This is a genomic window from Enterovibrio sp. QJM3NY_24 (genome assembly GCF_057786035.1).
Window position 1 is genome coordinate 1,431,651 of record NZ_CM173520.1, and the last position, 24,840, is coordinate 1,456,490.

Below are 24,840 nucleotides of genomic sequence, written 5' to 3' on the forward strand. Positions count from 1 at the left end.
TCTTGCCAAGTTATGTTTCAAGTACAATGAGCGATTACATCGAGAAAGCCATCGGAAGCCGCGTCAATGCGTGCTCGCAAACCACATGGCTGAACGTGATCAGTACAACTTGAGATAAGAAACGTTTGTGAACACAAGTAGCGGAATACGACTAAATAAATTCATCAGTGATTCTGGTTTTTGCTCGCGTCGCGAAGCAGACAAATTCATTGAGCAGCAAAAAGTCACCATCAACGGCATCGTGCCTGAGCTTGGCACCAAAGTGCTACCAGGCGACGAAGTAAAGGTGAACAACAAACGCATCGACAAAGTGCCTGAAAGTAAAGAAGACCGCGTTTACATTGCTTATAACAAACCTATTGGTATTACCTGTACCACGGCGAGCAATGTACGTGGAAACATTGTTGACGCGATTCGTCACCCAAAACGTATTTTCCCTATTGGACGTTTGGATAAACCTTCTGAAGGTTTGATTTTTCTGACCAGTGACGGTGATATCGTCAATAAAATTCTGCGTGCGGGCAACAATCACGAGAAAGAATATCTTGTCACGGTTGATCGTCCTATCACGCCAAAATTCCTTGAATTGATGTCAAACGGCATCCCAATTCTGGATACCGTCACCAAACCGTGTGTCGTCGAAAGACAAAGTAAATTTGTTTTCAAGATCATCCTGACCCAAGGCTTGAACCGCCAAATTAGACGCATGTGCGAATACTTGGGGTTTGAAGTCACCAAACTAAAACGTATTCGTATTATGAATGTGCGTTTAGGAACGTTGAAACTGGGTGAGTGGCGCGAGCTAACACCACAAGAGATGGATGACATTAACTCTGCTGTGGCTGACTCGAAGAGTACTTTTGTCCCTGATGAGGCATACGTGAGTAATGAGCCAGGATCGGGTGACGTGAAAAGCGCATCGAGTCATGCCGCGCAGGAAAATCTAAAATCCGGCAAGATTGCTTTTGCAAAACCGAGATCTTCATCAAATGGTCGTTCTGGGCGTGGTGATAACCGTGCTTTTTCGAAAGACGGTCAGCGCAAAGATGGCTCAGGCAATGCACGCCGTGGCGATGCTCGACAAGGCGATTCACGCCCAAGTGACTCGCGAAAAGGTGAGTCGCGTAGAGATGACAACCGCCGAGATGACTCTCGCCGAGGTGGCCCTCGTCCAGACAATGCGCGTCCGCAACGTTCCGATAAAGACGGCGCACGTCGAGACGGTTCGCGTAACGACAGCTCACGTAACGACAGTTCACGCAACGATAACTCGCGCAAAGAGGGCTCTCGTAGCGGCGGAGCACCTCGTAACGCACCGAATGGTACGCCTAACAATAGAAAACCGAGAAACCGTCGCCCATAGTTTATGAGCCGCAAGCTTGTGGCTTATATTTAAGGTCGCGAATCGAGAAAGGGGGTGATGATGTCACTCCCTTTTTTGTTGTTCGGATAAACCATGAAGCATTCACACCGGAAGTTTGATTGTGTGTATTTTAAGTATTGGCAGTGAATTTGATGCTGAAGTTACGTGAATTGTACCGTTGGATATTCATGCTTGGATACTGATAGATATCGAGGAGTGATGCAGGAGTTGTGTTGAGAGTGTGCGTCCTTGCATCCTCTCTTTCATAGCAGAAAGTCTATTCGTGAGTACTCATACCACACGCTAGAAAGGACTCTCTTTGTTCAGTTCGTTACAAATTTCAACAATCGCAAGAGAAAGGCCAGATACTATCATCTGCTGTTGACGTATAAGTTGCATTTGATAGAACTCCAAACCCACATCATCATCAGGCTGCATCACGTCCAGTTTTACCATGCCCATTTTCTCTACCAAGTTAAGTTTCTTGATGGCATTGAGAATGAAAGGGTGCGTAAACGTGTACTCCTCACTGTCGTTGTTCAATTGATTTCGTAGCTTGATGATGTCATTGATGTCTTGATAAATCGCGTCAGGCAATACACCCAAGCCATAGAGCAGCTTAAGACGAACCGCAATATCTCCCAGGGGACCAGTATCATCGAGCAGTGGGCCAACGACAGATTTCACGGCAAAGTCATCTTTGCGGAAAATCCGTTGCACGAGAGAGTCAATCGCATCGGTAAATACCTCCACAGAGGCAATAAAGAACCCTCGCACAGACGGCGCGCTGTTAAGCCTTTCTATAATCTGCGTTTCTTTTATCGGTGCTACCATCTTAGGCTTGGTGTTCTTCCTCTGTAACGGGAGCTTTTGCTCCCGTTTATCGTTCCCATTCAGCGGGAAATTGACTTTAAAGCTGGTGGTAGATTGGCTCAATGCTTTGCGCCTCTTTGCTTGTTTCTTCTAGGTCGCAATAGTGTGCAAGCGTTTTGATCACACCGTGTTGTTGTAAATAGGTTTGAAGTTCCACGGCTTGCGGGTCAGTGCTGTTTTCATATTTCAGCGCGGCAGCAATGCCTTTTAATAAAGCATCGTTCTCGGTTTCGTATTCCATTGTACCGAGTAACGGCCTGATTAATCTATCGTTTTGGCCCAATTTTCTGATCGGCTCACGTCCGACACGTCCTACTTCATCAACGAGGAAGGGATTGGCAAAGCGCTCAATAATCTTATCGATGTAAGCATAATGTTTTTCACGATCAAAACGATAGCGTCGAATGAGTACTTCTCCGCTCTCCATCATTGCTTGCGTGACATCGGTTCTGATTATCGGGTCATTGATAGCCTCTCTAATAGTGTTATAGCCATGAAGGCATCCTAAATAAGCTGTAATACAGTGGCCAGTGTTAAGAGTAAAGAGCTTGCGCTCAACATACGCCATGAGATCACTAGTGCGTTCCATGCCTTCAATGGCAGGGATCTTGCCTTTGAATTGCTGATCGTCAACAATCCATTCGCTGAAGCTTTCGACAGTGACTTCAAGTGGGTCGTCGTTCGCCGCATCCATCGGGGGAACGATACGGTCTACGGCAGAATCGACGAACCCAACGTACTCATCAGTTTTCGCTTGTTCATCTTCGTTTAAGTGGCGGTAAACCTCTGCCTTGAGGTGGGTACTACCACGTACCATATTTTCGCATGCAATAATGTTTAACGGGGATTCATTACCGTCTGAAAATCGCTTTTTAAGGCCCTCGGCAATGGTGCGCGCGATTTTGTCTAGCACGTTTGCGCCGACGGCTGTGGTGATCAAATCTGTGGTTGCTATGCGGTCGATGACATCAGCGCTCATCGAATTAACCGCTGAAATATGGCTGACTGACTCAATGGTACTTTCTGTGCCAACCACTCGAACATTGTATTGTTGTTTATGGCTCAACTGATCAATCAGTGGCTCGTTGACGTCTGCAAAGGTGACAGCCACGTTTGAATCAGCAAGGAGTTTGCCAATAAAGCCGCGACCAATATTGCCAGCACCAAAGTGTACTGCTTTTTTCATGATTATTACCTCACCAACAAAGTTGATCTTTTGTATCAAGATCTTGTTCTAGATAAAGAGCCAGCAGGTGCTGGCTCTTTTTGGTCTAACTGGGCTTATGCAGCCTCGGTTGCAGAGAGAATCACCAGGACTTCATTAACATCGTTCGTTGAAGAAAGACGTTCAATAGCATCTGGATCATCCAGCGCGTTGGTGATGGCGGTAATAACTTGAATGTGTTCGTCGTTCTTCGCAGCGATACCAATAACCAGTTTTGCCACATCGTCTTCATCATCAGTGAAACGAACGCCAGCAGGGTATTGGCAAATTACGATACCCGTTTTCTTGACCTTGTCTTTCGCTTCAATGGTGCCATGTGGAACCGCGATAGACTCGCCAAGGTAGGTTGAAACCAGTTTTTCACGAGCAAACATAGCATCTACGTACTCTGGCTCAACGTAACCCAATTCAACCAAACGTTCTCCTGCAAAACGAATTGCGTCCTCTTTGTTGTCTGCACGAAGGCCAAGATGCACGTTCTTCTTCTCGAGTTGGAACGCAGGTAGAGGTTGAGGCTGGAGGGTTTCATCGTTAGCGGCAAGTAACGGTTTTTTGATGTACTCGGCATCATTCGCGGCCTTTGGGCCTTGTGCCGCCAACAGTTGTGTCACCAAGTTGTTGTAAATCTCACCATCTAAGAAGTTTTTCAACGAAATGTGGTGAGCGTGCCCAGCATGTTTACGAGCACGATCTGTCAGGTCAGAATGGGTGATCACGATATCAACGTCTGATGGAAGATTGTTAATCGCCACGTTAGTGACACTGATATCAAGGCCTGCGTCTTTCACTTTCTTACGCAGCAATCCAGCACCCATGGCACTCGAACCCATGCCTGCATCACAAGCAACGATGATGTTCTTAACGTCAGCCATGTTTACGTTGCCGCTACTTTTAGCGGCAACTGCACCTTTTGACGTCGCTTTCATGTCTTTCATTTGTGATGTTGCTTTGTTCAGCGCATCTTCGTCACCGTCTTCATCGGTGGTGCGCTGCGCTTTCAGTAGAATTGATGCTACGAAGAATGACACTGCGGTTGAAGCCGTGACTGACAACAGTACGCCCACCAAAGAGCTTTTGGGTGTCATCAACAAAATCGCGAAGATAGAACCCGGTGATGCAGGAGAAACCAAGCCAGCGTTGAACACAGTCAGAATGAATACGCCGGTCATGCCGCCAGCAATGGCAGCTAGCAGAAGGCGTGGGTTCATCAGTACATATGGGAAGTAGATCTCGTGGATACCACCAAAGATTTGGATGATGGATGCACCGCCTGCTGTTTGTTTTGCCATGCCCTTGCCGAAGAACATGTAAGCCAACAGAATACCGAGTCCTGGGCCTGGGTTAGCTTCAATCAAGAAGAAGATCGATTTACCCGTTTCTGCAGCCTGCTGAATACCCAACGGAGAGAAAATACCGTGGTTAATCGCATTGTTTAGGAACAGAATTTTCGCTGGCTCAACAAGGATAGAAGTAAGAGGGAGAAGGTTTGCTTCAACAAGGAAGTTAACCCCTGATGCCAGTACGTCTGAGATGACTTTAACAAATGGGCCAATCAGGAAGAATGCGATGATGGCACACAGCATACCGATGATGCCGGATGAGAAGTTGTTAACCAACATCTCAAAGCCGCTTTTGACTTTACCATCCATTTTCTTATCGAAGGTTTTGATGGCTAGACCACCCATTGGACCTGCGATCATTGCGCCCATGAACATTGGAATGTCGGCGCCAACGATAACGCCCATGGTGGTGACTGCACCCACAACTGCGCCGCGGTCGCCGCCCACTAGCTTACCACCGGTATAACCGATAAGAAGCGGAAGTAGGTAGGTGATCATAGGACCAACCAGAGCAGCCATTGTTTCGTTAGGCCACCAACCGGTTGGAATAAACAGTGCTGTGATTAAACCCCACGCGATAAACGCGCCAATGTTAGGCATAACCATGTTTGAGAGAAACCGACCAAAATTTTGTACTTTGATCTTCGCATCTGGTGATATCATAAACGTTACCCGTTTGAAGTTTCTTTGAATTGTGTATAGCGGTTCGCCAAAACCGCTGGTTTGTTTGTCGTCAAAATCAAATTACCACACAAACACTCAAAGACACCGATAACGGGTTTTTATTGATCTTTGTCACGTTATCTTCCTCGTGAGCCGCCAAAAAAGTGAGAGCCATCTCGCATTTGCCGTGTAGTTTTATTTCATTTCCCTTTGAATTCAGAAGTCAATATTTTTCTATTGCAATAATGCCGATCTAAGTCTCGTTTATTGATCTTGTGGTTGTGATATTTATTGTGACAAGTATCACTAAATTGACTAATTTACGGGGATGTTAAAAATTTTGAGTGATCTGGATCTCTATTTGTTGATTAATTCGCGTCATTAAAAAATAGAAGTACTTCCCGATACTTGATTCTGTAATTTTTTGACATAGTGTGATTGCTTTGTTTGTCTTCGACCTGATATACCCAAGTTGCTTGAAGATACTTGGGAATATCACTGCATCTAAAAATGTGTCGCCGGATGAGATTTGGTTAATAACCAAGCACTCAGATTGACTCTGTTTGAGTATAGGTATCACTCTGCTATGCTGGCTCGAGAAAATAAACTGGAGTGATGGAATGAAAAAAATTAAACACGAAGCCCAGTTACTGAAAAAAGCGCTGCAAATTGGAGAGCAGTACGCGGCGAAGCGCGGGTTTACGAGCTTTGATGATGGGACGTCCAATAAAATCAAAATTGAATGTATCTACCGTCTATTGGTGGATGACAAAATTATCGTTCCTCTTGCCTCAGATAAGGAAGACGGCCCCAACATGAAGCACAAATTGGTGCTTTGGATTCAAAAACAGCTTCCCGAAGGACACGCACTTCTCGCTGACTAAATACCAAAACTAAGCTCAGACCAAAACAAAGCTTCACCATTTTTCATCTCGCGCAGATTGGCAGTATGCGTAAACAACATGAGAGTCCTGATCATGAAAAAGACAGCACTTATCTATGGCGCAATGGGGTTGATACCCTTTGTTGCTTTCGGCATTTTGTTACCTATCTGGCCAATCGACTGGCAGAGCGCACTCGTTCACACCTTTTTGAGTTACAGCGCAGTTATTTTGGCGTTTCTTTCTGGTGCTGTGTGGGGAATGACAATCAGTGGCGCAAAGCCTGACAAGCCAACGAATGGGTTAACGGTAGGGATTGTATTTTCTTTGGTTGCGGTTGGCGCTTTGTTGATGCCGTATCCTTATTCGCTCTACTTATTGATCGCATCGTTTGTGATTTTGTTTGCGCTGGAAGTGGGGCTGATGTTTAAAGGAATTTATCCATTTTGGTATACCCTCATGCGCGCGGCGTTAACCGCTGTTGTGGTGGTGTGTCATATCTTCTTACTGTATTGGTTAGAAGGGATAGGACTGAGTGGGCTGCCTTCTCAGGCGATATAAACGAAAAGCGCCGTAAGGCGCTTTTTTATTGAATATCTATGTCACCAGCGGTTAATCTTCTAGATCTTCCTGCCATGGCATTTCTGGCAACATTTCAAGATGCTCTTCATAGCGTTTTAAGTTGAATTCGCCGCTACCTTTCGCTACATCGTAGACTTCTACCATCAGCGCACATGCGATGTACTCGATGGCCTCTTCTTGAGAGGAACCTGTCATGCGCAGACGCATCAAGGTTTCTTTTACTTTCTTTGGATTATTATCGGAGAGTTGATTCTCAACGATTTCAATCAAGTGTTCGCTGGTAAGGATGTCATCGTCATTCATGATTGTTCGCCTTGCGCTTACGCAGTTAAGTTTTTCCGCCGTATGGTACGGCAAAAGGAAGGCTAACCGCTACTGAGACAACGTAATTATATTTTTACCACCATACTTAAACAGTTATACCCAAACAAATTCTCGCTGAATCAGCATATTGAAACTGCTTGGGTAGAGTCATGACTTGGGAGTATTGAATGAATACGGAAGAAGTACGAGTAGAACATGACAGCATGGGTGATGTGGAAGTGCCCAAAAATATGCTTTATCAAGCTCAGACGCAGCGCGCGGTGAATAATTTTACGGTAAGTGGAAGGGAGATGCCTGCACCGTTTATTCGCGCGCTGGCCATGGTGAAGTATTGCGCGGCTAGTGTGAACAGCAGTTTGTCGCTTTTGGATGCCCAGATTGCAGAAGCAATCACGGAAAGCTGTGAAGAAATATCTGCTGGAGAATACCTTAATCATTTTCCTGTCGATGTATTTCAGACAGGTTCAGGCACCAGCTCAAACATGAACATGAATGAAGTGGTTGCGACCTTAGCAACCATTAAATGTGGCATAGACATTAGCCCCAATGACCATGTCAATATGAGCCAAAGCAGCAACGATGCGGTACCAACCGCCATTCAAATCAGCGCAGTTTTAGAGTGCGAAAATCGATTGCTTCCTGCCCTTGATATTCTGACGAGCACATTGGTCGATAAAGAAGCTGAAGTTGGGCATATCGTCAAAACAGGGCGAACCCATTTGATGGATGCAATGCCAGTCACCTTTGGGCAAGAGTTGGAAGCATGGAGACGACAAATGACTTGTTGTCAGCGTGGTATTACTTTTGCGTTAGAAGAGGTAAGGAAGTTGGCGCAAGGTGGCACGGCGGTAGGAACGGGAATTAACGCACATCCTCAGTTTGCGTCATTGTTTGCCACTGAGATTACTGCGTTCACCGGAACGAGATTTGAGCCTCATTCTCACCCATTCAATGTGATGGGAAGCCAAGATGCCTTAGTGGGTTTGTCTGGGCAATTGCGTAATCTTGCCGTCGCCGTCATGAAAATCAGCAATGACTTAAGATGGATGAACTCTGGTCCTTTGGCTGGGCTCGGTGAGATAGAACTTGAAAGCTTACAGCCTGGTTCTTCGATTATGCCGGGTAAAGTAAATCCCGTTATCCCAGAGTCTAGCGCCATGGTCGCTGCGCAGGTCATGGGCAATGATGTCACTATTGGTATCGCGGGGCAGTCGGGGAATTTTGAGCTTAATGTGATGCTACCGTTAATCGCCGACAATCTGCTGGACAGTATTCATTTGATGGCCAACGCACTTAATCTTCTTGCAACAAAAGCTATCGCGACGTTTAAGGTGCATGAAGATCGTGTGGGAGCGGCATTGGAGAGAAACCCAATTCTAGTAACAGCACTTAACCCTGTCATTGGATACTTGAAAGCGGCGGATATTGCAAAAAAGGCTTACAACGAAAATCGGGCAATCATAGCGGTCGCTCTTGAAGAAACGGATTTGACACGAGAGCAGCTCGACGCACTGTTAGATCCAGCCGCGTTAACGCGCGGAGGAATTGCGGGTAAATAATATACAGTAGGTGATGGGGGCGTTGGTTATAGAGCATGAAATGGCAAGAAGGTATTGGCAACATCGTTACAAACGGCAACTATCGATGAATGCGCAGATTCTTTTCTTGGTTTGCCCTCGTTTACCTGAGACAATTCATTCGTATTTTTTATATCAGACGGCTTAATATGAAACTTCTAGTTCGCAACCTTGCGCGCACCACGACAGAGCACGAACTGCGTGTTCTTTTTTCAGCACATGGCTCAGTGGGTGAATGCACGCTCGTTTTAGACCAAGAAACAGGTCTGTCAAAAGGCTTTGCGTTTGTTGAAATGCCAAATGACGATGAAGCAAAAGCAGCGATTGCAAGCCTGAATCAAAGTGATGTTGCCAGCAGCAAGATCCGCGTTAAGAAAGCTGATTAGTTAATTCAGTCTTTCTGAACAATAAAAAGCCAGCCTGATATGGGCTGGCTTTTTACGTTTTACGTTTTACGCTTCGCTGCTACTCTTCTTTGCTTAACGAAACAGCATTAATGCAGTAACGCAGTTTGGTTGGCGGCGGCCCATCAGGGAAGACATGCCCAAGGTGCGCGTCGCACACGTTGCATGTCACTTCAATGCGAGTCATGCCATGGGAAATGTCCATGGTGTACGCCACGACATTGTCCTCGACAGGGGCAGTAAAAGACGGCCATCCTGAGCCCGAATCAAACTTTTCTTGTGCATCAAAAAGGCGTGTATTGCAGCAGGCACAAGCATATATTCCGGGGTGAAAAATACCGCACATTTCAGAGCTAAAGGGGCGTTCGGTGCCATGTTTACGCGTGACATAGAATTGCTCTTCACTCAGCTCGGCCTGCCACTCCACCTCCGATTTTTCAACCCGACGCGGAGGGATAGGGTTACCGTGTTTCGCGGTGGTTAATACAGACTCCCAGTTAAGCATAGTGTCACCTTCTTATATGTTGTCATTGGAACGCGCGTCATAAAAACGCGCTGTGGATGAGAAGACCGCATGGGGTGTCGATTACTTTCACGGCATAAGAGCGCCGCTGAACATCATGATGTGTACTATGGTTGAACCATGATGTGTCACCAACTTTATTTCGCCCATCTTTCTATTCGCTTGGGCTATGGCCAGTCAGCATTGCGTGCAATGCTCATTTTTCTGATCCTGACTATCACAGGTTGTTCTTCTTCTAACCCTATGACAGATACGCTCACAGATATCTCTCAGATCAAAGATGGTGAAGTATTAGTGGTGGGTCGGCTGACAGTATTGCCTGCTGTGGTTGGCGCATCTTTAAAACAAGAAACTGACACCTTTGAGCCGTTTAAAAGGGAAAGAGTGCTGATTTGGATTCGCGCAGACAACGTTTCTGCCAATTCACTTGGGCTACTAACAGATTGGGGCCAGCCATTTTATTTCGCGATTCCGAAACGAACCCAACTACTCACAGGGCTAGAGCGTGCAATCGATGATGATAGCGACCTTGTCTATGCCATGTTGGCGCTTCCGGAGCCACTCAAATTTTTGGTACGTGTTGACGACAACGTGGTGTACATAGGCAACCTGCGGTTATACACCGATGAGTTTGATGAGATTGTTGCTGTTGAAGTCGTGGATGAATCTCAATCTGCAATTCATGACATCCGTCAGCGGTTCGGAGAGCAGGTTCGGTTTCGCGTCTCCTTGCTCGCGCCTTCGCAACATTTTCACTAGATTCACGTCAGAACTGCACCACATCGACTGTGGATAACTGACTATCACAGTCTGAAACTAGATGGAATTAGAGGCATTGTTCTCTTCGCTATCGAGCGTTTGCAACGCTTTTACACGACGCTGGTCTTCGGGTGAAAAGTGCGTGTTTATTAAGGCAGTTAACGCGCTGTCTCGTTCAGCGTCAGAGCCAAATTCTTGATCTAGTATGTCACCGCGCTCGGTCAGATAACGTTGGAAGGTTTGGTGAAAGGCCGTTTCTTGCACATCGAGTTCATGAAGACGTTGTGCGGCATCGTCACCAACTAACGCACGGATTTTATCGATGTTCATCTCTCCATCTTGCTGAGAGAGGGTGTTTAAGTTGCTAATCAATGCGGCGTTCTGGTAACTCTCTTTCATATCCGGCGGTAATTGGTCGAGTTCAGATTGCCATTGCGCTTGGTAGCTCTCCTCATCAAGGCCCATTAGCTCAAGCTCAAGGCGTTTGATTGCCATTTCACTCGTTAAGTTTTGTTCGTAAAACAGGCGCTTTTGTTCTTCTTCGCTGAAATGCAGTGATTGAATAGATAGGCTCTGATAATGAACATGGAGCAAGTATTCTATACCTGATAATGATGTTGGTGCGGCGATCAGCGATAGCGATTGACGATACGCCTGATACTTATCGAACAATGCTTTTTGGCGTTCTCCGAAACTCATTGTTTCCGAAAAATGGCTATAGGCATCGTTCACTTGTACCAAGTCTTGTTCACCTAAGGTCGAGAGAAAATACTCAAACGTATCACGATCTGATGAGATGTCGACGTCAGTTCCAAGATGAGAGCGTATCTGCGCTTGGTCTTCATTTTCATCGTTTGCGTACAGGTAGACACATGCAGCAAATACTAATCCCACCACAATGAGAAAGATGATTTTGTAAGACGTATATGTAATGCGCATTTGGGACTCCTTGTCATCCTAGATGTCAGCGTATGCTTCTGTGATCGTTGGTATTAGCAGGATGCGAACACTGATTTCTAAGTGTGTAGACGTCAACATTATTGTCTATGGCTACAAGCCTTGTCGCTTCAACCTGTTGGCGTGCTGGCGATAGACAGTGACAGGATCCGTTTCAAATAGGTGGTGAAGTCCGAAGAACTGGTTCACTTCATCAAGATGATTCATGCGATAGTTGCTTCGAATCACACGCCCTAAATGTGTTGCGCAGCGTCCTACAAGCCCATCGTTGGGTTCTGAAAAGAACAGCCCTGTGACAAATAGAACAGGGTCGGTGATATCGAAGATGTTGGTCGCAGTGCTCGTGCCTGACCAAGAGTAATAGTAAACACCATTTGATTCGCGGTAACGCCCTTCACCGCAGCGAGACGTAGGTATGCCTTCTGGGTATTTGGCATTGAATGCCAACGAGCCTTTGGTCGTCAAAGAATTCAGTGAAGCGAGTGGGTCTTGAGGTAAGTGACTGCCGCCCGATAAAACACTAATTAATCCAGACAATGCTTTGGCCGCGCCGACTGCAACTGCTTCCCCTGAAGAGCCTGGTGAGAAGGTTTTTCGTACGACATCAGCAAATTCTGATCCTTTATTCACGCCGCCAACACTGGTGACTGAAGCCACATATCGTGGTGCAACGGAAGCAACATATCGTGCTGTTGGACTACCGTGGCTGTGTCCGATTAGGTTGACCTTTTTTGCCCCTGTGACCGCAAGTACCCAGCGAACTTGCTGCAATAACTGCTCGCCGCGTTTTTCTGAGCTGTTCGTTGCTGAAACCTGTGCGACAAAGACTTTTGCGCCGCTGCGGGTTAACGCTTGTGGGATGGCATGGAAATAGTCAACGCCTGCTATCCGGTCGAAGCCAAACAGGCCATGAACAAGCACAATGGGGTATTTGGTTTGGGTGTAGCCTGTGGCAGAAACCCCGCTCGTTGTTGATCCCGCAAACACGGAAAACGAGGCGGTGGCGAGTAACAATGACAATATGAATCCTTTCACAACAAATACCTCTGGTCAGTCCTCTGATGTCGATTACATATTAACCACCTGTTAACCAGGATTATTGTCTCAATAGTGAGATGTTGATGAATTGTTAACTGGGCTTGAGTAAAAGTTGAGGAAAGATAGGGGTTACAGAGTGATGAGCGAATAGATAAAAAGAACAAAAAAAAAGAACAAAAAAAAGAGTTGCAGATAGACTGCAACTCTATACAGATAAACGAAATGTCAGTAACTACTTCGTCTGTGGCTTACTGAACGCCGATGCCGAACTTAATTTCATTGCTTGCATCATCAGTCACTTCATCCAAGTAGTTCTCTACCTGCTGCTCAACCATACGGTCTGGTTCTTCGAAGTAAGCAATGTGGAAGATTGCATCACCTTCATTGACCAGTGGTAGTGTTTGCTGACCGATGATAATGCCACCCAGTGGTGCAATTGTTTGTACTTCTTCGCTACCGACTGGGCTGCTGATTGATGCTAGCAACTGACCTTTACTGACACGCTGACCAAGAGACACGTGTGAGCGTAAAATGCCGTCTGACTCTGCACGAAGCCAACGCGTCGCGCGAGCAATAACAGGTTCAACTTTCGACTTACGTGCACTCTTGCGGATCATCCCTAGGTGCTGCATCACGCGCTTAACGCCATTCACACCCGCAGTAATCGCATACGGTTCGAAACGTAGCGCTTCACCTGCTTCGTAGGTGATTACAGGAATGCCAATTTTCTCGGCTTCAGAACGCAAAGAACCTTCACGAAGCGCAGCATCGATAACCACAGGGGTGCCGAAAGCGATCGCCATTTCGTTGGTTTCTTCGTTGGACAAATTCGCACGGATTTGTGGCAAATTGGTACGGTAAATAGCCGCGGTATGTAGGTCCATAATATGGGTGCATCGGCGTACGATCTGTTCAAAGATCTGATATGCCATGCGTCCTGCAATCGAACCACGTTCTGAGCCAGGGAAACAGCGGTTGAGATCTCGGCGATCTGGGAGGTAACGTGATTTGTGAATAAAGCCGAAAACGTTGACGACAGGAATCGCAATAAGCGTGCCTTTCAGCGTCGCTGGATTAATGCGCTCTAGCGTCTGACGGACGACTTCCACACCATTCAATTCGTCGCCATGAATGGCGGCGTTAATCATTAGAACAGGGCCGGGCTTCTTTCCATGAATAACTTCCGCTGTCACTGACAGCGGCGAGTGTGTATAAAGCTTGGCAACTTCAAATTCAACGCTAGCGCGTTCACCTGGCGGGATGGTGATCCCGCCAATTTCAAATGCGTTATTTTTATTATTGGCTTTTGACACGTGTCCTTGTCCTCGGAGCAGAGACTATTTTCTCTATATGTTCTATGACCAAAGAAGCTACGTCTTTTCCGGTAGCTGTTTCGATCCCTTCTAAACCTGGTGATGAGTTAACTTCCATTACCAGAGGTCCGCGCTCAGAGCGCAGCAAATCTACACCCGCAACGTGAAGGCCCATTGCCTTTGCCGCTGCAACTGCAGTTTTACGTTCTGTTGGCGTGATGCGTATCAGTGATGCGCTGCCGCCACGGTGGAGGTTAGAACGGAATTCGCCAGGCAGAGCTTGTCGCTTCATGGCTGCAATGACTTTGTCGCCAATCACGAAGCAGCGAATGTCCGCACCGCCCGCTTCCTTGATGTATTCCTGAACCATGATATTGGCTTTCAAGCCCATGAAAGCTTCGATAACGCTTTCTGCTGCTTTGCGTGTTTCAGCCAATACCACACCAATACCTTGTGTGCCTTCCAAAAGTTTGATCACAACTGGCGTGCCGCCAACCATGCTCAGAAGGTCTTTAATGTCACCCGGCTTGCTTGCAAACCCAGTGATCGGCATACCGATATTTTTACGCGACAACAACTGGAGTGAACGCAGTTTATCGCGCGAACGTGAAATGGCCACAGAATCGTTAACGGTGTAAATGCCCATCATTTCAAACTGACGTAATACAGCGCAGCCATAGAAAGTCACAGACGCACCGATGCGTGGAATGACAGCATCAAACCCGACCAAGTCTTCGCCCTTCAGGTGAATTGATGGCTGGGTTGAGTTGATGTTCATGTAGCAACGCAAAGCATCAATGATTTTGTATTCGTGCCCACGTGCTTCACACGCTTCGATCAGGCGGCGAGTGGAGTATAGATTTTCGTTGCGAGATAGAATTCCAATTTTCATAAACTTAACCTTGTGGCGCTTCAACGATAAATGATGCTTCTGAATCAACCAGCAAGCGGCCTTCCATTGCGGTGCGTCCCAATAACATTCTAAATATCATGCTATCGCGTGCAGTCAATGTCATCTCAATCAGATAGCTCAAGTTTCCAATAATTAGCTGCGTTTCGATCACATAGCGGAGTGTCTCATGGCCGCCGGAGTCACGCACTGTTCGCATGTCTTTGACTTTTGCATGGCACTCTTCTTGAGTGATGTTGTCGTCTTGGATAGGATGAATCATAAACTTCACCCATTTTTCGCCATCTTTTTCGTATTCTTCGATGCCAAACGTATGCAGGCAAGACGTTCGCGCGCCGGTATCCACTTTTGCTTTAATTGCAGAGATGTTTAGCTCAGGCAGGCTCACCCATTCGCGCCAACCAACCAACATTTTTGAATCTGCCAATGTTTGGTTTGGGTTCTCGACGTGTGTTGGTCGAGTGGTGTTGTTGTTAGTCATCTCTGTCAATGCCCCGGATAAAAAATGTCGGAAAGATGGAGTGAGCGCGTCAGTCGTTGACACTACTCAAGTAAACGATAGTTGCTTTGCGAATATATTCCGCTCACATTTATAAGAACTGATTGAATAATCAACACTATCGTTACAGCTCCGGCGGCACAATTATCGCATCCACATTGACAGCACCGCACTAAGGAGGGCGCAACTTACAGCTTTGCTCTATAAGCGACAAGTCAATTTTTCATTTGTCACGATAAATTATATTCATCAATGCTTGCGGCCTATCCTTTACGCGCTAAGCGTTGTGCGTCTTTGCGCTGCATTGCTACATTTGGCGAGAATTGTTTATCGTAAAAGAGATAGGAGATTGTCGTCATGCCTGACTAACTTCTAGATATAGGATTCAGATTCGCACATCTCGTGCAATGTGGGGAGAAAAGTCTAAGGATTGTGGCCCCTTTGAGGGGCTTTGATGACAATGTCTCTCTGAACAAACACCTTTAAGTCAGTTGAGTTCGTCGTGGGTGCTTGATGGTGTAACAGCATCGTTTAACGATAAGAGAAGGGCAATAACGTATTACGAGTACGCATAATGTATGGTTCGGCTAAAAGCCGACCTATTGTGCCACTCGCAAAGTATATCGACTAAGCCTTCTTCATTATCGTGTTGGCCGACTTCGCGTTCGATAAAGCCATGTTTCTCCCAAAAGTAGCGAGCACCTTTATTGACTTCGAATGTATACAGCCGCAGATCCCCGCTGGCGGTTTCTTTAATTAAGTGAACTAAAGAAGAACCAATCCCTTGCCGCTGTGAACCTGGCGCAACATAGAGTTGAGTAATAAACGCTTCTTCTGCAGCAATCATGCCTAGCACGCGTCCGGTTCTGCGCTCAATGGCAAGATAAATGCGGTTTGTGGCTGCGAGAATTCTGTTCAAATAATAGCGATGCGCTTCTAGATTGTGTGCTTCAGGTTTTCCTATGGCTTTTTCTTTACTTGCTCGCCACATCATGATGGTTTGCTCGGTGTAACGTGGGTGGTAGTCAACAATCTCAATTTTATGGTTCATAGGCTCTTCTAAATCAATATCACTGGATTAGAGGGCTGGACTGAATTGCTGCAAAGCACGTGTGAAAAAAGCGCTATTAGGGTCTTCGACGTATTCAGCAAACGGTGAGCAGTTTTCAAAGCCAAAACGTTGATAGAGTCTTCGTGCGGGTTCAAATTCTGTTTCAGTGCCCGTTTCTAAACTTAGACGTGAGTATTGACGTCTGCGTGACTCTTGAAGAATATGTGCGAGGAGGTTCGCAGCAACGCCGCGACGAAGAAAGTTCTCCGATGTACGCATTGATTTGATTTCGCCGTGTGAGGGGCTAATTTGCTTGAGCGCACCGCAACCTGCCAACTCACCATCGACCCACGCACTCCAAAGCGTGACATCTGGGCTTTTCAATCCACTCAAATCAAGTGCATGAACACTCTCTGCAGGGCTAATTTCGTGCATGTTGTTGAGGTGCTGTTGGAGGAGTGCTTGAATTTCTTTACCACTGAGATCGTCTATGCGTATTTCCATGATCGCTTCCTCCATTAAGTAAAATCATCCTGCATTTAGCACTGTGTTTGGGCGCTGTTCAAGTTTGTGTTTTTGGAAGTAACCGAAGGTCATGCGCTATGTATGATTTATATCAGGCTGCATACGAAGGGAATGTTGATGTTATTCACTGATCTGTTATCTATCGATGGGGGATTGATTCAAGTTAAGGGAGGAGTGTTATGCATCAACATGAACTCAAATCCTCGACTTAGATCAAGTTTCTTTGGCGATGGAGTGCATCAGTGTTGCCATTATGTGTCGTCTGCTCATTAAACGAGAGCAAGAAAGGCCTTTCAAAGCTTATCCATACTTTTATTAAGTCGACATTGATTGAATAACGACGCATCGCAGTAAGCGTTTGTCACAACCCTTTGAGCGAGGCCTTTCGGACTGTTTTTTGCTTCATTCTTACCATCAGCAATAAACTCAACATTACGATTGAGATACCCAACCATTGATAGGGTCCTAAGACTTCGCCAACAAGGAAAATGCCAAGAGTCACCGCTGCTACAGGGTTGAGCATACTGATCATCGCCATTGAATCGGCACCAATCTTTTTGATTGAACGTGAAAATGCCCAATATGCGAAAGAGCTGTTTAGCAAACTTACCCAAAGCAAACCGGGCAGTTCATGCAGAGTCAGTGCTTTTGGCATGCCTTCGACCAAAAAGGCGATTGGCACCAACATCAATCCACCCAGCGTCAATTGCCACGCCGTCAGGCGAAAAATGTCAGTCACTGGCCAGTTTTTTAACCACAATGATGAACGTGCCACGAGTGCCGTGGCGACTAAGGCGGCTGCCGCGCCGATTGGGTCGATATCTGCACTGGGATTAAGAATAAGCATCACTCCGCCTAACCCAACCAAAGCTAATACCAGCATTTTGAGTTCTGGTTTTTTCCCTTCGACTAGCCACTGCACCAACATCAGTTGTAAAGGGAGTGTCGCGCCTAAGGTACCCGCGACGGAGCCGGGTAGGCGATACGCTGCGATAAAAAGGAGAGGAAAGAATGCCGCAATGTTGAACACACTGAGCAGTGTCATTTTGCTCCAAGGCAAAGGGGGACGACCGGGTTTTAGTATTAACAGCAAAAGACCTGCGGGTAGTGCACGCCATACTGCCACCCAAAATGGCGATAAATCTGATAAGAAGAGACTCACCGCAGCGTAGGTGCTGCCCCACAGAATGGGAACAAGTGCTGCGAGTAAATAATTTGGCACGGTGAGCTCCTCAATGATATTTCGCTAAAAAGTATCTTTTATGAAAGATAAAGTATTCGCTTTCGTGTTTTCGATCAAGTATCTTTTACAAAAGATAAATTTGGAGGTGCAATGAACACAGATCACGTTGATACAATTTTGGCGCAGTGGAAGGCGCAACGACCGGATTTGGACTGTTCTCCGATGGGGGTTGTTGGGCGCGTAGGTCGGACGAAACAGCTAATGACAGTTCGAATCGATGAAGTATTTAAGCAATTTGATCTAAGCAATATTGAATTTGATATTCTCGCCTCGTTACGTCGAGCGGGTGAAGCGGTCACCCCGACAGAGCTTTATCAGACGTTGATGCTGTCATCTGGTGCGATGAGCACTCGCGTTGATGGGTTGGTGAAGCGTGGATTAGTTGAACGACAAGCAAGCGAAATAGACAGGAGAAGCTGCCTCGTGACGCTGACAACGGAAGGTTTGGTATTAATCGACAAAGTGGTGGAAGCGCATGTCGACAATGAACGAGAAATGCTGTCTTCGCTCGATGACAATGAACAAGCACAACTCGCAGCTTTGTTGAAAAAATGGCTGATGGCGAACGAGTAGTCGAAGGAATTATCGGCATTGAAGCCGGTACGCGACAAAAATGGGAACACCGATAGTCTCACTTATAGTTCCAATATTTAGGATTTGTTGCGTCATAGTGGCTGTTCTGCATGCTTTGAATATGAGGTAAAACGCCATGGAATTGATCCCAGTCAGTGAATTGGTAAAGATGGATCTCCAATGTTTGCGTGGTGACGATGCACGCTTTAAAAGTGTGCTAAAAAGCCTCAAAAGCGGTGACAGTATAAAAGAGGCGATTCAACTGATTCGCTGTGCATGCGGCAAAACCTACATTCTTCAGGATGGTGGGCACCGTATCTCGGCGGCGTTTAAGCTGTTCCAGGATACAGGGCAAGATCTGCCTATTCCTGTGTCCATATTTCAATCGAATATTCCCTGAAACGTCTCACTAATATTTCATCTCTCCTTACATTCTCTGCCCTCTACTGTTCTACTGAGTGACGTGCCTAACAACCAAAAAATTCTTGCTGAACAAGCATCTTGAGGTTGTTTGGCTATGCGTAATCTCGTTGCATAAGTGTGTTTATGTTTATCGTGTATAAACGACTATATTTATTAGACAACTAGAGTAAATGTCGCTAACAGCGTGAAATTGTGCGTTTTCGGGGTATGAATGTTTCGGTTAATCTATGCGAGTGCTGCCACCATTGAGTTTAGTGAATCAAAGCTAATGCAGCTTCTAGGTAAAGCACGTGCACACAACGCAGGAAACAACATCAGTGGGTTGCTACTTTATGCAAAAGGGAATTTCTTTCAGATCTTAGAGGGTGAGCAGCAAGCTGTTGAAAGGCTTTATTGTCAAATTCAGCAAGATGATCGTCATACCAGCGTAGTGGTGCTTGAGCGCAGTGAGATCACCAAACGTGTATTTCCAGATTGGTCCATGGGATTTAAAAATTTGGAGCATTTTGATAAGCAAGAACTGCGTGGGTACAACGATTTTCTCGATCGTAAACTGTCTGCGAAAGAGTTTGGCGAGATGGGCTCGGATATTATTTACATGATTGAGCAATTCAAAAGTGTTTGGTGACCGGGTGATGTTCTCTCTCGTTCTATATCTCTTCTTTTAGTCACGTTATTTCCTCATGCTTTTCTTTCGCAAAATGTTCTTCCGCAAAATCAATAACACATAAGAAACTTTATGCATTTCTCGATGATGAGTCAGCAACGGGGAGTGCAACAAGATTAATATTAAATCTCAAACTCGCTTCTTTTTATCCATGCTGCATACGTCAAAAAATGCGTAGGCATAGGTTAAAAAAAGGCTAAAAAACCTTAAAAAGTTTTAACCAAAAAACAACAAAGTCAGTGGCTTGATCATAACGCCGCATTTCGGGTTCCGATATCAGTAATCGCGAACGGCTGAGGAAATAGATCATGCTATATGTTGATGGCTTAGTTACCGCCTTACCCGTAACAAACAAAGAAACTTATCGACGCCTTGTGACTGACGCTATCCCGTTGATGCGTGCCTATGGTGCGATCAATGTAGTGCATTGCAGTGACCAAAACTCTGATGACTACCCTTCACAAAGTAGCAATCACAACGCCAAATCCGTCGTCCTGTTTTCGTGGATTATCTGGCCGTCACGACAAGTGCGTGATCAGGGTATGGAAAAAATGCTCTCCGATCCGCGCTTTGATGAAGTGATGAATCCGATTGCACTCGACGGTGAACGAATAGATTTGGATGCATCATTCAGTCCTAAACTTCACTGATACATACCCAAACCCATTGTCACTGAACAAGCATCTTTAGGCTACTTGGGTATATGTCTAGACCCTTCTCGCACTTTCAATAACTTGCGCTCATTCTTCGCGTCCTGTTTTGCTTGTCAGCGAATGAAGTGATACTCCTTTATGATTGAACAAACTCAGGCAGCTTGTGCTGCCAGTGGACGGTATTTTAAGTCAATATCGTTGGCTAAAGGAAAAGGACGACGACAATGAGCGAATACATCATCAAAAAACAAGCCATTGAAGAAATGGAAGGGGTGACCAAAACCCACTTTTTGAATGCCAATGCGGTTAGAAAGAGCAAATCATTGGGTGACCTCGTTGGCCTGACAGGATTGGGTTTTCACATCATTGAGATTGAGCCGGGCCATGAGTCAACCCAATACCATGTTCACTATTTTGAAGATGAATGTGTCTATGTGCTAGCAGGTAATGCGGAAGTCACTATTGATGAAGAGGTATTCCCTGTCTCACAGGGCGATTTTATTGGTTATCCCGCGGGAGGGTTACCACATACCATGATCAATACCGGAGAGAGCACACTGCGATGTATTGTTGTAGGGCAGCGTCTTGCACATGATGAAGCGGATTATCCACGCTTAAACAAGCGCATATTCCGTAATCAAGGACGTCCTTGGCAAGTCGTTGACATAGAAGATATTGATTTCCCCAATGCTGGTAAGAAGTGATGGGACAAAAGCATCAAGAAATTGCCCTCGTGACTGGGGCAAGTCGAGGCATTGGCGCGGCGACAGCGACGCGTCTTGCTGAACAAGGCTTTGTGGTTTGTGTGAATTACCATTCAAGAAAGGATGCAGCCGATGCAGTGGTTTCGTCCATTAAAGCCACGGGGGGCCATGCTTTTGCCGTTCAAGCAGACATATCGCAGGAAGAGGAAGTGATGGCACTGTTTGCTTGTATCGATACATTCGGTATACCGCTAACTCGATTGGTTAACAATGCGGGTATTTTGTTTACTCAAAGTAAGCTGGTGGACATGAATGCCGACCGCATTAACAAGGTATTGCTCGCCAATGTAACGGGGAGCTTTCTCTGTGCTCGCGAAGCCATCAAACGTATGGCGATATCATCCGGTGGCAAAGGTGGTGCGATAGTTAATGTGTCTTCTGGGGCCTCCCGCACGGGTTCGCCAAACGAATACGTCGATTATGCCGCCAGTAAAGGTGCGGTGGATACATTGACTATTGGGCTGTCAAAGGAAGTGGCGGAAGAAGGTATTCGTGTTAACGGTGTGAGGCCGGGTCTAATCCATACTGATATTCATGCTGATGGCGGAGAGCCTGACCGTATTGCTCGCCTTACCCCGCGTATTCCTTTGCAGCGTGGTGGTAGCCCAGAAGAAGTTGCTGCTGCAATCTGCTTTTTATTGTCCAATGACGCGTCTTTCTCCACGGGTACCATTATTGATGTGACGGGAGGTGTCTAACACGCCCCGTTTGAACGTAAACGCCACTGGGTATCTTTGACAATATGGCACGTGTGGTGCGTTGACACGTTGGACTCTAAGTCATCGGGTATAGGTTTCGTTACACTATCCTGCTTCAAAAAATGGAATGCGGTATCAACAATCACTCATCTCTATGAAATAATCTTCAACCTACTAACAGGTTGATAAGTTTGATGTTGTTACTTATGCGCTCTTCCTTTTATGTCTCTGCTTTTTTTCTGTTCTTATTGTTTGTGCCGTCGGTGTTTTGCGCTGAAATTATAAACGGATCTGAGGCGGCTAGAGGCAAGCCTCTTTATGATCGGCAACAAGTGAACACGAGTGAATCTGTTTGCAGCAATAACTTGCGCACAATGCTTTTACAACAACAGATTACGTTCAGTGATAGTCAGAATTCAATGGAAATTCGACGATTCGCTGAGGAAAGCATTGATGTGGCGCGCGCTGTATTTGAGGAAAAGCAGAGCTACTGCGCCGCCAGTTTGGCGCTGATCCAGTTTTTGGAAATCGATGCCCTTGAAAAGGCACATACACCAAAAACCGGTCAGATTCAGAGTTTTGACCATCGTCCTTGATACGCGATTAAACCGCCTTTTTATTGGTCTTAGTGGCGAATCGAACTAGAGATTTCGATTTGGAGATAGGTGTTTCTTGCGGTAAGCCAGCGGGCTTATCCCGTTAATACGACGAAATTGTCGACTGAAGTTCGCGAGATTGTGGAAACCGACCGTTTGGCTGATTTCGGCAATGGTGGTACTGGTATCACTCAGAAGCACACAGGCGCGTTGGATTCTGACGCGATTGACGAAATCAGTAAATCGATGTCCTGAGGATTGATGAAAGAAACGCGAGAAGTATGATTCTGTCATGCCCAATTTATCAGCAAGCGTTTTTAATCGAAGCGGATGCTGATAGTTTTGCATCACGTAGTCCACCACTTCATTGATTCGTGTTTGTAAGGTACCTGCATCTTTCACTTCTGATGCTGGCATATTCGAAAGCAAGCGCGTATTTCGATGGCTGAGATAATCAATAAACGAAAGAAAGTTCACCAAGCGTGTCACGCCTTCACTTTGTTTTACTTTAGTAAAATACTCCACGGCCGTATCAAAAGGGACATTTAAAAACTCAATCCCCATTTTAGCTTGCTCAAGCAATGGACCAAATTGGACGAGTTCAGGAAATGACTTTGCAGCGGTATAGAAAAGATCAGGTTTAAACAGGATCACCATGTCACGCAGTTCGTGCGTTTCCCCTGGCGCTAACTGGCTTTCCCAGTTATGAGGCAACCACGGCCCTACCAAGGTAAGTTGGCCTGGTGAGAAAGGACCCAAGTGGTTGCCTATCATGGCCTTGCCATTGGTTTTTACGATGAGATGCAGTTCATATTGTTCGTGTACGTGCCAGTGAATGCTGTGGTGCGGCACACCATGTTCTTTATAGAACACGGACTTATCTTCTATCTGTATAAATTCCCAAACCGGATCTTGAGCAACTGACATTAGGTGTAACCTCTACATGTTTGTGTGACCATAGGTCGGCGACAGCGCTTGATACAAACGGTCAAAATGTACGTGCTTTTTCACATAGATATTGTGTCTGTCGGGATCGGGCAAAAAGATCGCTTCAACAGGCGGCGGAGTGCAGACTGATTCGATATCTTGTTGAGTGTGGCTCAAAATAGCGAGTCTAGCGGCGCCCATCGCTGGCCCAGTTTCAGCGCCTTGGTATTTGTGAATAGGGACGTTCAATACATCTGCTAGGATCTGAAGCCAGAACGCACTTTTCGCTCCGCCTCCAATGGCACCAAGTGCTGTTAAAGAGGGATGACGACTGTTGAGTGCTAACAAACAATCTCGAAAGCTGAATGCGATGCCTTCCAGAATGGCTTGTGTCATGTCACTGCGTTGGGTCTGCCCCGTAATACCTTCAAAACTGCCCGTTGCAAAAGGATTGTTATGCGGGGTACGCTCGCCTGTGAGATAGGGAAGAAAATAGACGGAGTCATGAATATTGTGCTGGCTTTCTGCTTCTTCTAACAATGTTGCAATGGGCGTTGACGTAATGGTGGAAAACCACTGAAGTGGACTGGCTCCATTAAGTAGGCAAGCCATATGACACCATCGGTTTGGCAGCGCATGTGCGAAGGCATGAATGTAAGCATCTGGGTTGGCGATGTGTTGCTCTTTGGCCACGAATATCTGACCAGATGTGCCGAGAGATAAAAAGGCATCGCCTTCGTTGATCGCCCCAATGCCAATACCGCCGGCTGACGCATCACCCGCGCCTCCTGCGACACAGACTTGCGTGGATAAGCCAAGTTGATTTGCGATGTCTTCTAACAGTGTACCGCTGTTTTCATTGCCTTCAATCAGCGTTGGCATTTGCACTCGCGTCAGGTGACAAGCTTGCAAAATGTCATCATCCCAATCGCGCTTGGCTTCATCGAGCCATACCGTGCCGGCTGCATCACTCACATCGGTACAATACGTGCCGGTCAGTTTTAGACGGACATAATCTTTCGGCAGAATAACTTTGTGGATACGGCGAAAAACGTCAGGTTCATGTTCATGCAACCAAAGCAGCTTTGGCGCGGTAAAGCCAGGCATGGCCGGAACGCCTGCGGTGTGTCCTATGTTCGGGCACAAACGGTTGAGTGTTGCGCTCTCTTGGAAGGCGCGACCGTCATTCCATAAGATAGCAGGACGCAATGGTTGGCCTTGGTCATCAAGGCACACTGCACCGTGCATTTGGCCTGATAGCCCAATCGCTGCAACCTGACGCCATGCTGATTCATTCACGGCTTGTAGCGCTTTGAGCGAATTGACGGTGGCTTGCCACCATACATCTGGGTTTTGCTCGTTCCACAATGGCTGCGGCGAGTCGATCCCATAAGATTCTGAGTGGCTATCAAGTACATCACCGTGGCTGTCAACCAACAGCACTTTCACCGCTGACGTACCAATATCAATACCGAGATAGGTCGTCATA

Annotated in this window: 28 protein-coding genes; 13 read left to right on the forward strand and 15 right to left on the reverse strand. The window is 46.3% G+C overall.

The window, feature by feature from the left end:
• Positions 1 to 127 precede the first annotated feature (127 nt).
• Positions 128 to 1,363, forward strand: a complete 1,236-nt coding sequence (gene rluF / locus AC3CIC_RS22575; protein ID WP_488516324.1) for a 23S rRNA pseudouridine(2604) synthase RluF — start codon at positions 128 to 130, stop codon at positions 1,361 to 1,363.
• 303 nt (positions 1,364 to 1,666) lie between these two features.
• On the opposite strand, the gene AC3CIC_RS22580 is transcribed toward rluF, so the two are convergent.
• From AC3CIC_RS22580 to AC3CIC_RS22590, 3 genes are all read right to left on the reverse strand, one after another.
• A complete protein-coding gene (locus AC3CIC_RS22580; protein ID WP_016960372.1) occupies positions 1,667 to 2,197 on the reverse strand; it encodes an MltR family transcriptional regulator in 531 nt (176 codons plus the stop codon).
• A 76-nt stretch (positions 2,198 to 2,273) separates the two neighbouring features.
• Complete coding sequence (locus tag AC3CIC_RS22585; protein WP_488516325.1) at positions 2,274 to 3,422, reverse strand: mannitol-1-phosphate 5-dehydrogenase; 1,149 nt, start codon at positions 3,420 to 3,422, stop codon at positions 2,274 to 2,276.
• Between the two features lie 95 nt (positions 3,423 to 3,517).
• Entirely contained in the window at positions 3,518 to 5,464 is a 1,947-nt protein-coding gene (locus AC3CIC_RS22590) for a PTS mannitol transporter subunit IICBA (RefSeq protein WP_488516326.1), read from the reverse strand.
• A 620-nt stretch (positions 5,465 to 6,084) separates the two neighbouring features.
• Between AC3CIC_RS22590 and AC3CIC_RS22595 the strand changes: the two genes are divergently transcribed.
• Positions 6,085 to 6,348, forward strand: coding sequence for a DUF5062 family protein (locus AC3CIC_RS22595; RefSeq protein ID WP_016960375.1), 264 nt, complete (start codon positions 6,085 to 6,087; stop codon positions 6,346 to 6,348).
• A 93-nt stretch (positions 6,349 to 6,441) separates the two neighbouring features.
• Positions 6,442 to 6,906 (forward strand): DUF3429 domain-containing protein, encoded by a 465-nt coding sequence (locus tag AC3CIC_RS22600; RefSeq protein ID WP_017003289.1) that lies wholly within the window; start codon positions 6,442 to 6,444, stop codon positions 6,904 to 6,906.
• Between the two features lie 51 nt (positions 6,907 to 6,957).
• Here AC3CIC_RS22600 and AC3CIC_RS22605 read toward each other — a convergent pair whose 3' ends face one another.
• Positions 6,958 to 7,230 (reverse strand): hypothetical protein, encoded by a 273-nt coding sequence (locus tag AC3CIC_RS22605; protein ID WP_016960377.1) that lies wholly within the window; start codon positions 7,228 to 7,230, stop codon positions 6,958 to 6,960.
• Between the two features lie 188 nt (positions 7,231 to 7,418).
• On the opposite strand from AC3CIC_RS22605, the gene AC3CIC_RS22610 reads away from it, so the two are divergent.
• Positions 7,419 to 8,810 carry a class II fumarate hydratase gene (locus AC3CIC_RS22610; protein WP_488516327.1) on the forward strand — a complete coding sequence of 464 codons (1,392 nt, stop codon included), beginning with the start codon at positions 7,419 to 7,421 and terminating at the stop codon, positions 8,808 to 8,810.
• Between the two features lie 167 nt (positions 8,811 to 8,977).
• The gene (locus tag AC3CIC_RS22615; protein ID WP_016960379.1) at positions 8,978 to 9,214 is read left to right on the forward strand and encodes an RNA recognition motif domain-containing protein; all 237 of its coding nucleotides are present in this window, start codon (positions 8,978 to 8,980) and stop codon (positions 9,212 to 9,214) included.
• A 79-nt stretch (positions 9,215 to 9,293) separates the two neighbouring features.
• On the opposite strand, the gene msrB is transcribed toward AC3CIC_RS22615, so the two are convergent.
• Complete coding sequence (msrB, locus tag AC3CIC_RS22620) at positions 9,294 to 9,737, reverse strand: peptide-methionine (R)-S-oxide reductase MsrB (protein WP_016960380.1); 444 nt, start codon at positions 9,735 to 9,737, stop codon at positions 9,294 to 9,296.
• 138 nt (positions 9,738 to 9,875) lie between these two features.
• Here msrB and AC3CIC_RS22625 point away from each other — a divergent pair, with 138 nt between their 5' ends.
• Positions 9,876 to 10,514, forward strand: coding sequence for a hypothetical protein (locus AC3CIC_RS22625; RefSeq protein ID WP_488516328.1), 639 nt, complete (start codon positions 9,876 to 9,878; stop codon positions 10,512 to 10,514).
• A 57-nt stretch (positions 10,515 to 10,571) separates the two neighbouring features.
• Here the strand turns inward: AC3CIC_RS22625 and AC3CIC_RS22630 are convergent, their stop codons facing one another.
• From AC3CIC_RS22630 to AC3CIC_RS22665, 8 genes are all read right to left on the reverse strand, one after another.
• Positions 10,572 to 11,453: a lipase secretion chaperone gene (locus AC3CIC_RS22630; RefSeq protein ID WP_488516329.1), complete on the reverse strand. Its 882-nt coding sequence runs from the start codon at positions 11,451 to 11,453 to the stop codon at positions 10,572 to 10,574.
• A 111-nt stretch (positions 11,454 to 11,564) separates the two neighbouring features.
• Positions 11,565 to 12,506, reverse strand: coding sequence for a lipase family alpha/beta hydrolase (locus AC3CIC_RS22635; protein ID WP_035008534.1), 942 nt, complete (start codon positions 12,504 to 12,506; stop codon positions 11,565 to 11,567).
• Between the two features lie 251 nt (positions 12,507 to 12,757).
• On the reverse strand, positions 12,758 to 13,822 hold the full coding sequence (locus AC3CIC_RS22640) for a succinylglutamate desuccinylase/aspartoacylase family protein (protein ID WP_016960385.1): 1,065 nt from the start codon (positions 13,820 to 13,822) through the stop codon (positions 12,758 to 12,760).
• Positions 13,806 to 14,714 (reverse strand): 30S ribosomal protein S6--L-glutamate ligase, encoded by a 909-nt coding sequence (gene rimK / locus AC3CIC_RS22645; RefSeq protein WP_016960386.1) that lies wholly within the window; start codon positions 14,712 to 14,714, stop codon positions 13,806 to 13,808. Before rimK ends, AC3CIC_RS22640 begins: the two co-directional genes overlap by 17 nt.
• Positions 14,715 to 14,718: 4 nt before the next feature.
• Complete coding sequence (locus tag AC3CIC_RS22650) at positions 14,719 to 15,144, reverse strand: ATP-dependent zinc protease family protein (protein WP_198928382.1); 426 nt, start codon at positions 15,142 to 15,144, stop codon at positions 14,719 to 14,721.
• A 646-nt stretch (positions 15,145 to 15,790) separates the two neighbouring features.
• Positions 15,791 to 16,282: a GNAT family N-acetyltransferase gene (locus tag AC3CIC_RS22655; protein ID WP_394209393.1), complete on the reverse strand. Its 492-nt coding sequence runs from the start codon at positions 16,280 to 16,282 to the stop codon at positions 15,791 to 15,793.
• A gap of 27 nt (positions 16,283 to 16,309) precedes the next feature.
• Positions 16,310 to 16,786, reverse strand: a complete 477-nt coding sequence (locus AC3CIC_RS22660; protein ID WP_488516330.1) for a GNAT family N-acetyltransferase — start codon at positions 16,784 to 16,786, stop codon at positions 16,310 to 16,312.
• 382 nt (positions 16,787 to 17,168) lie between these two features.
• Positions 17,169 to 18,029 carry a DMT family transporter gene (locus AC3CIC_RS22665; RefSeq protein WP_488516331.1) on the reverse strand — a complete coding sequence of 287 codons (861 nt, stop codon included), beginning with the start codon at positions 18,027 to 18,029 and terminating at the stop codon, positions 17,169 to 17,171.
• A gap of 111 nt (positions 18,030 to 18,140) precedes the next feature.
• Between AC3CIC_RS22665 and AC3CIC_RS22670 the strand changes: the two genes are divergently transcribed.
• From AC3CIC_RS22670 to AC3CIC_RS22700, 7 genes are all read left to right on the forward strand, one after another.
• Positions 18,141 to 18,623, forward strand: a complete 483-nt coding sequence (locus AC3CIC_RS22670) for a MarR family winged helix-turn-helix transcriptional regulator (protein ID WP_488516332.1) — start codon at positions 18,141 to 18,143, stop codon at positions 18,621 to 18,623.
• Positions 18,624 to 18,759: 136 nt separating this feature from the next.
• Positions 18,760 to 19,023, forward strand: a complete 264-nt coding sequence (locus AC3CIC_RS22675) for a hypothetical protein (protein WP_488516333.1) — start codon at positions 18,760 to 18,762, stop codon at positions 19,021 to 19,023.
• Between the two features lie 234 nt (positions 19,024 to 19,257).
• Entirely contained in the window at positions 19,258 to 19,674 is a 417-nt protein-coding gene (locus tag AC3CIC_RS22680) for a BLUF domain-containing protein (RefSeq protein ID WP_016960395.1), read from the forward strand.
• A 347-nt stretch (positions 19,675 to 20,021) separates the two neighbouring features.
• Positions 20,022 to 20,363 carry a DUF1428 domain-containing protein gene (locus AC3CIC_RS22685; RefSeq protein WP_016960396.1) on the forward strand — a complete coding sequence of 114 codons (342 nt, stop codon included), beginning with the start codon at positions 20,022 to 20,024 and terminating at the stop codon, positions 20,361 to 20,363.
• A 227-nt stretch (positions 20,364 to 20,590) separates the two neighbouring features.
• Complete coding sequence (locus AC3CIC_RS22690; protein ID WP_017006312.1) at positions 20,591 to 21,070, forward strand: cupin domain-containing protein; 480 nt, start codon at positions 20,591 to 20,593, stop codon at positions 21,068 to 21,070.
• Positions 21,070 to 21,828 carry an SDR family oxidoreductase gene (locus tag AC3CIC_RS22695; protein WP_394209399.1) on the forward strand — a complete coding sequence of 253 codons (759 nt, stop codon included), beginning with the start codon at positions 21,070 to 21,072 and terminating at the stop codon, positions 21,826 to 21,828. The genes AC3CIC_RS22690 and AC3CIC_RS22695 overlap by 1 nt, the downstream gene beginning before the upstream one ends.
• Before the next feature lie 194 nt (positions 21,829 to 22,022).
• The gene (locus tag AC3CIC_RS22700) at positions 22,023 to 22,424 is read left to right on the forward strand and encodes a hypothetical protein (protein ID WP_394209400.1); all 402 of its coding nucleotides are present in this window, start codon (positions 22,023 to 22,025) and stop codon (positions 22,422 to 22,424) included.
• 45 nt (positions 22,425 to 22,469) lie between these two features.
• Here the strand turns inward: AC3CIC_RS22700 and AC3CIC_RS22705 are convergent, their stop codons facing one another.
• Entirely contained in the window at positions 22,470 to 23,351 is an 882-nt protein-coding gene (locus AC3CIC_RS22705; RefSeq protein ID WP_488516334.1) for a cupin domain-containing protein, read from the reverse strand.
• A 12-nt stretch (positions 23,352 to 23,363) separates the two neighbouring features.
• Entirely contained in the window at positions 23,364 to 24,839 is a 1,476-nt protein-coding gene (gene xylB, locus AC3CIC_RS22710; protein WP_488516335.1) for a xylulokinase, read from the reverse strand.
• Position 24,840 lies beyond the last annotated feature (1 nt).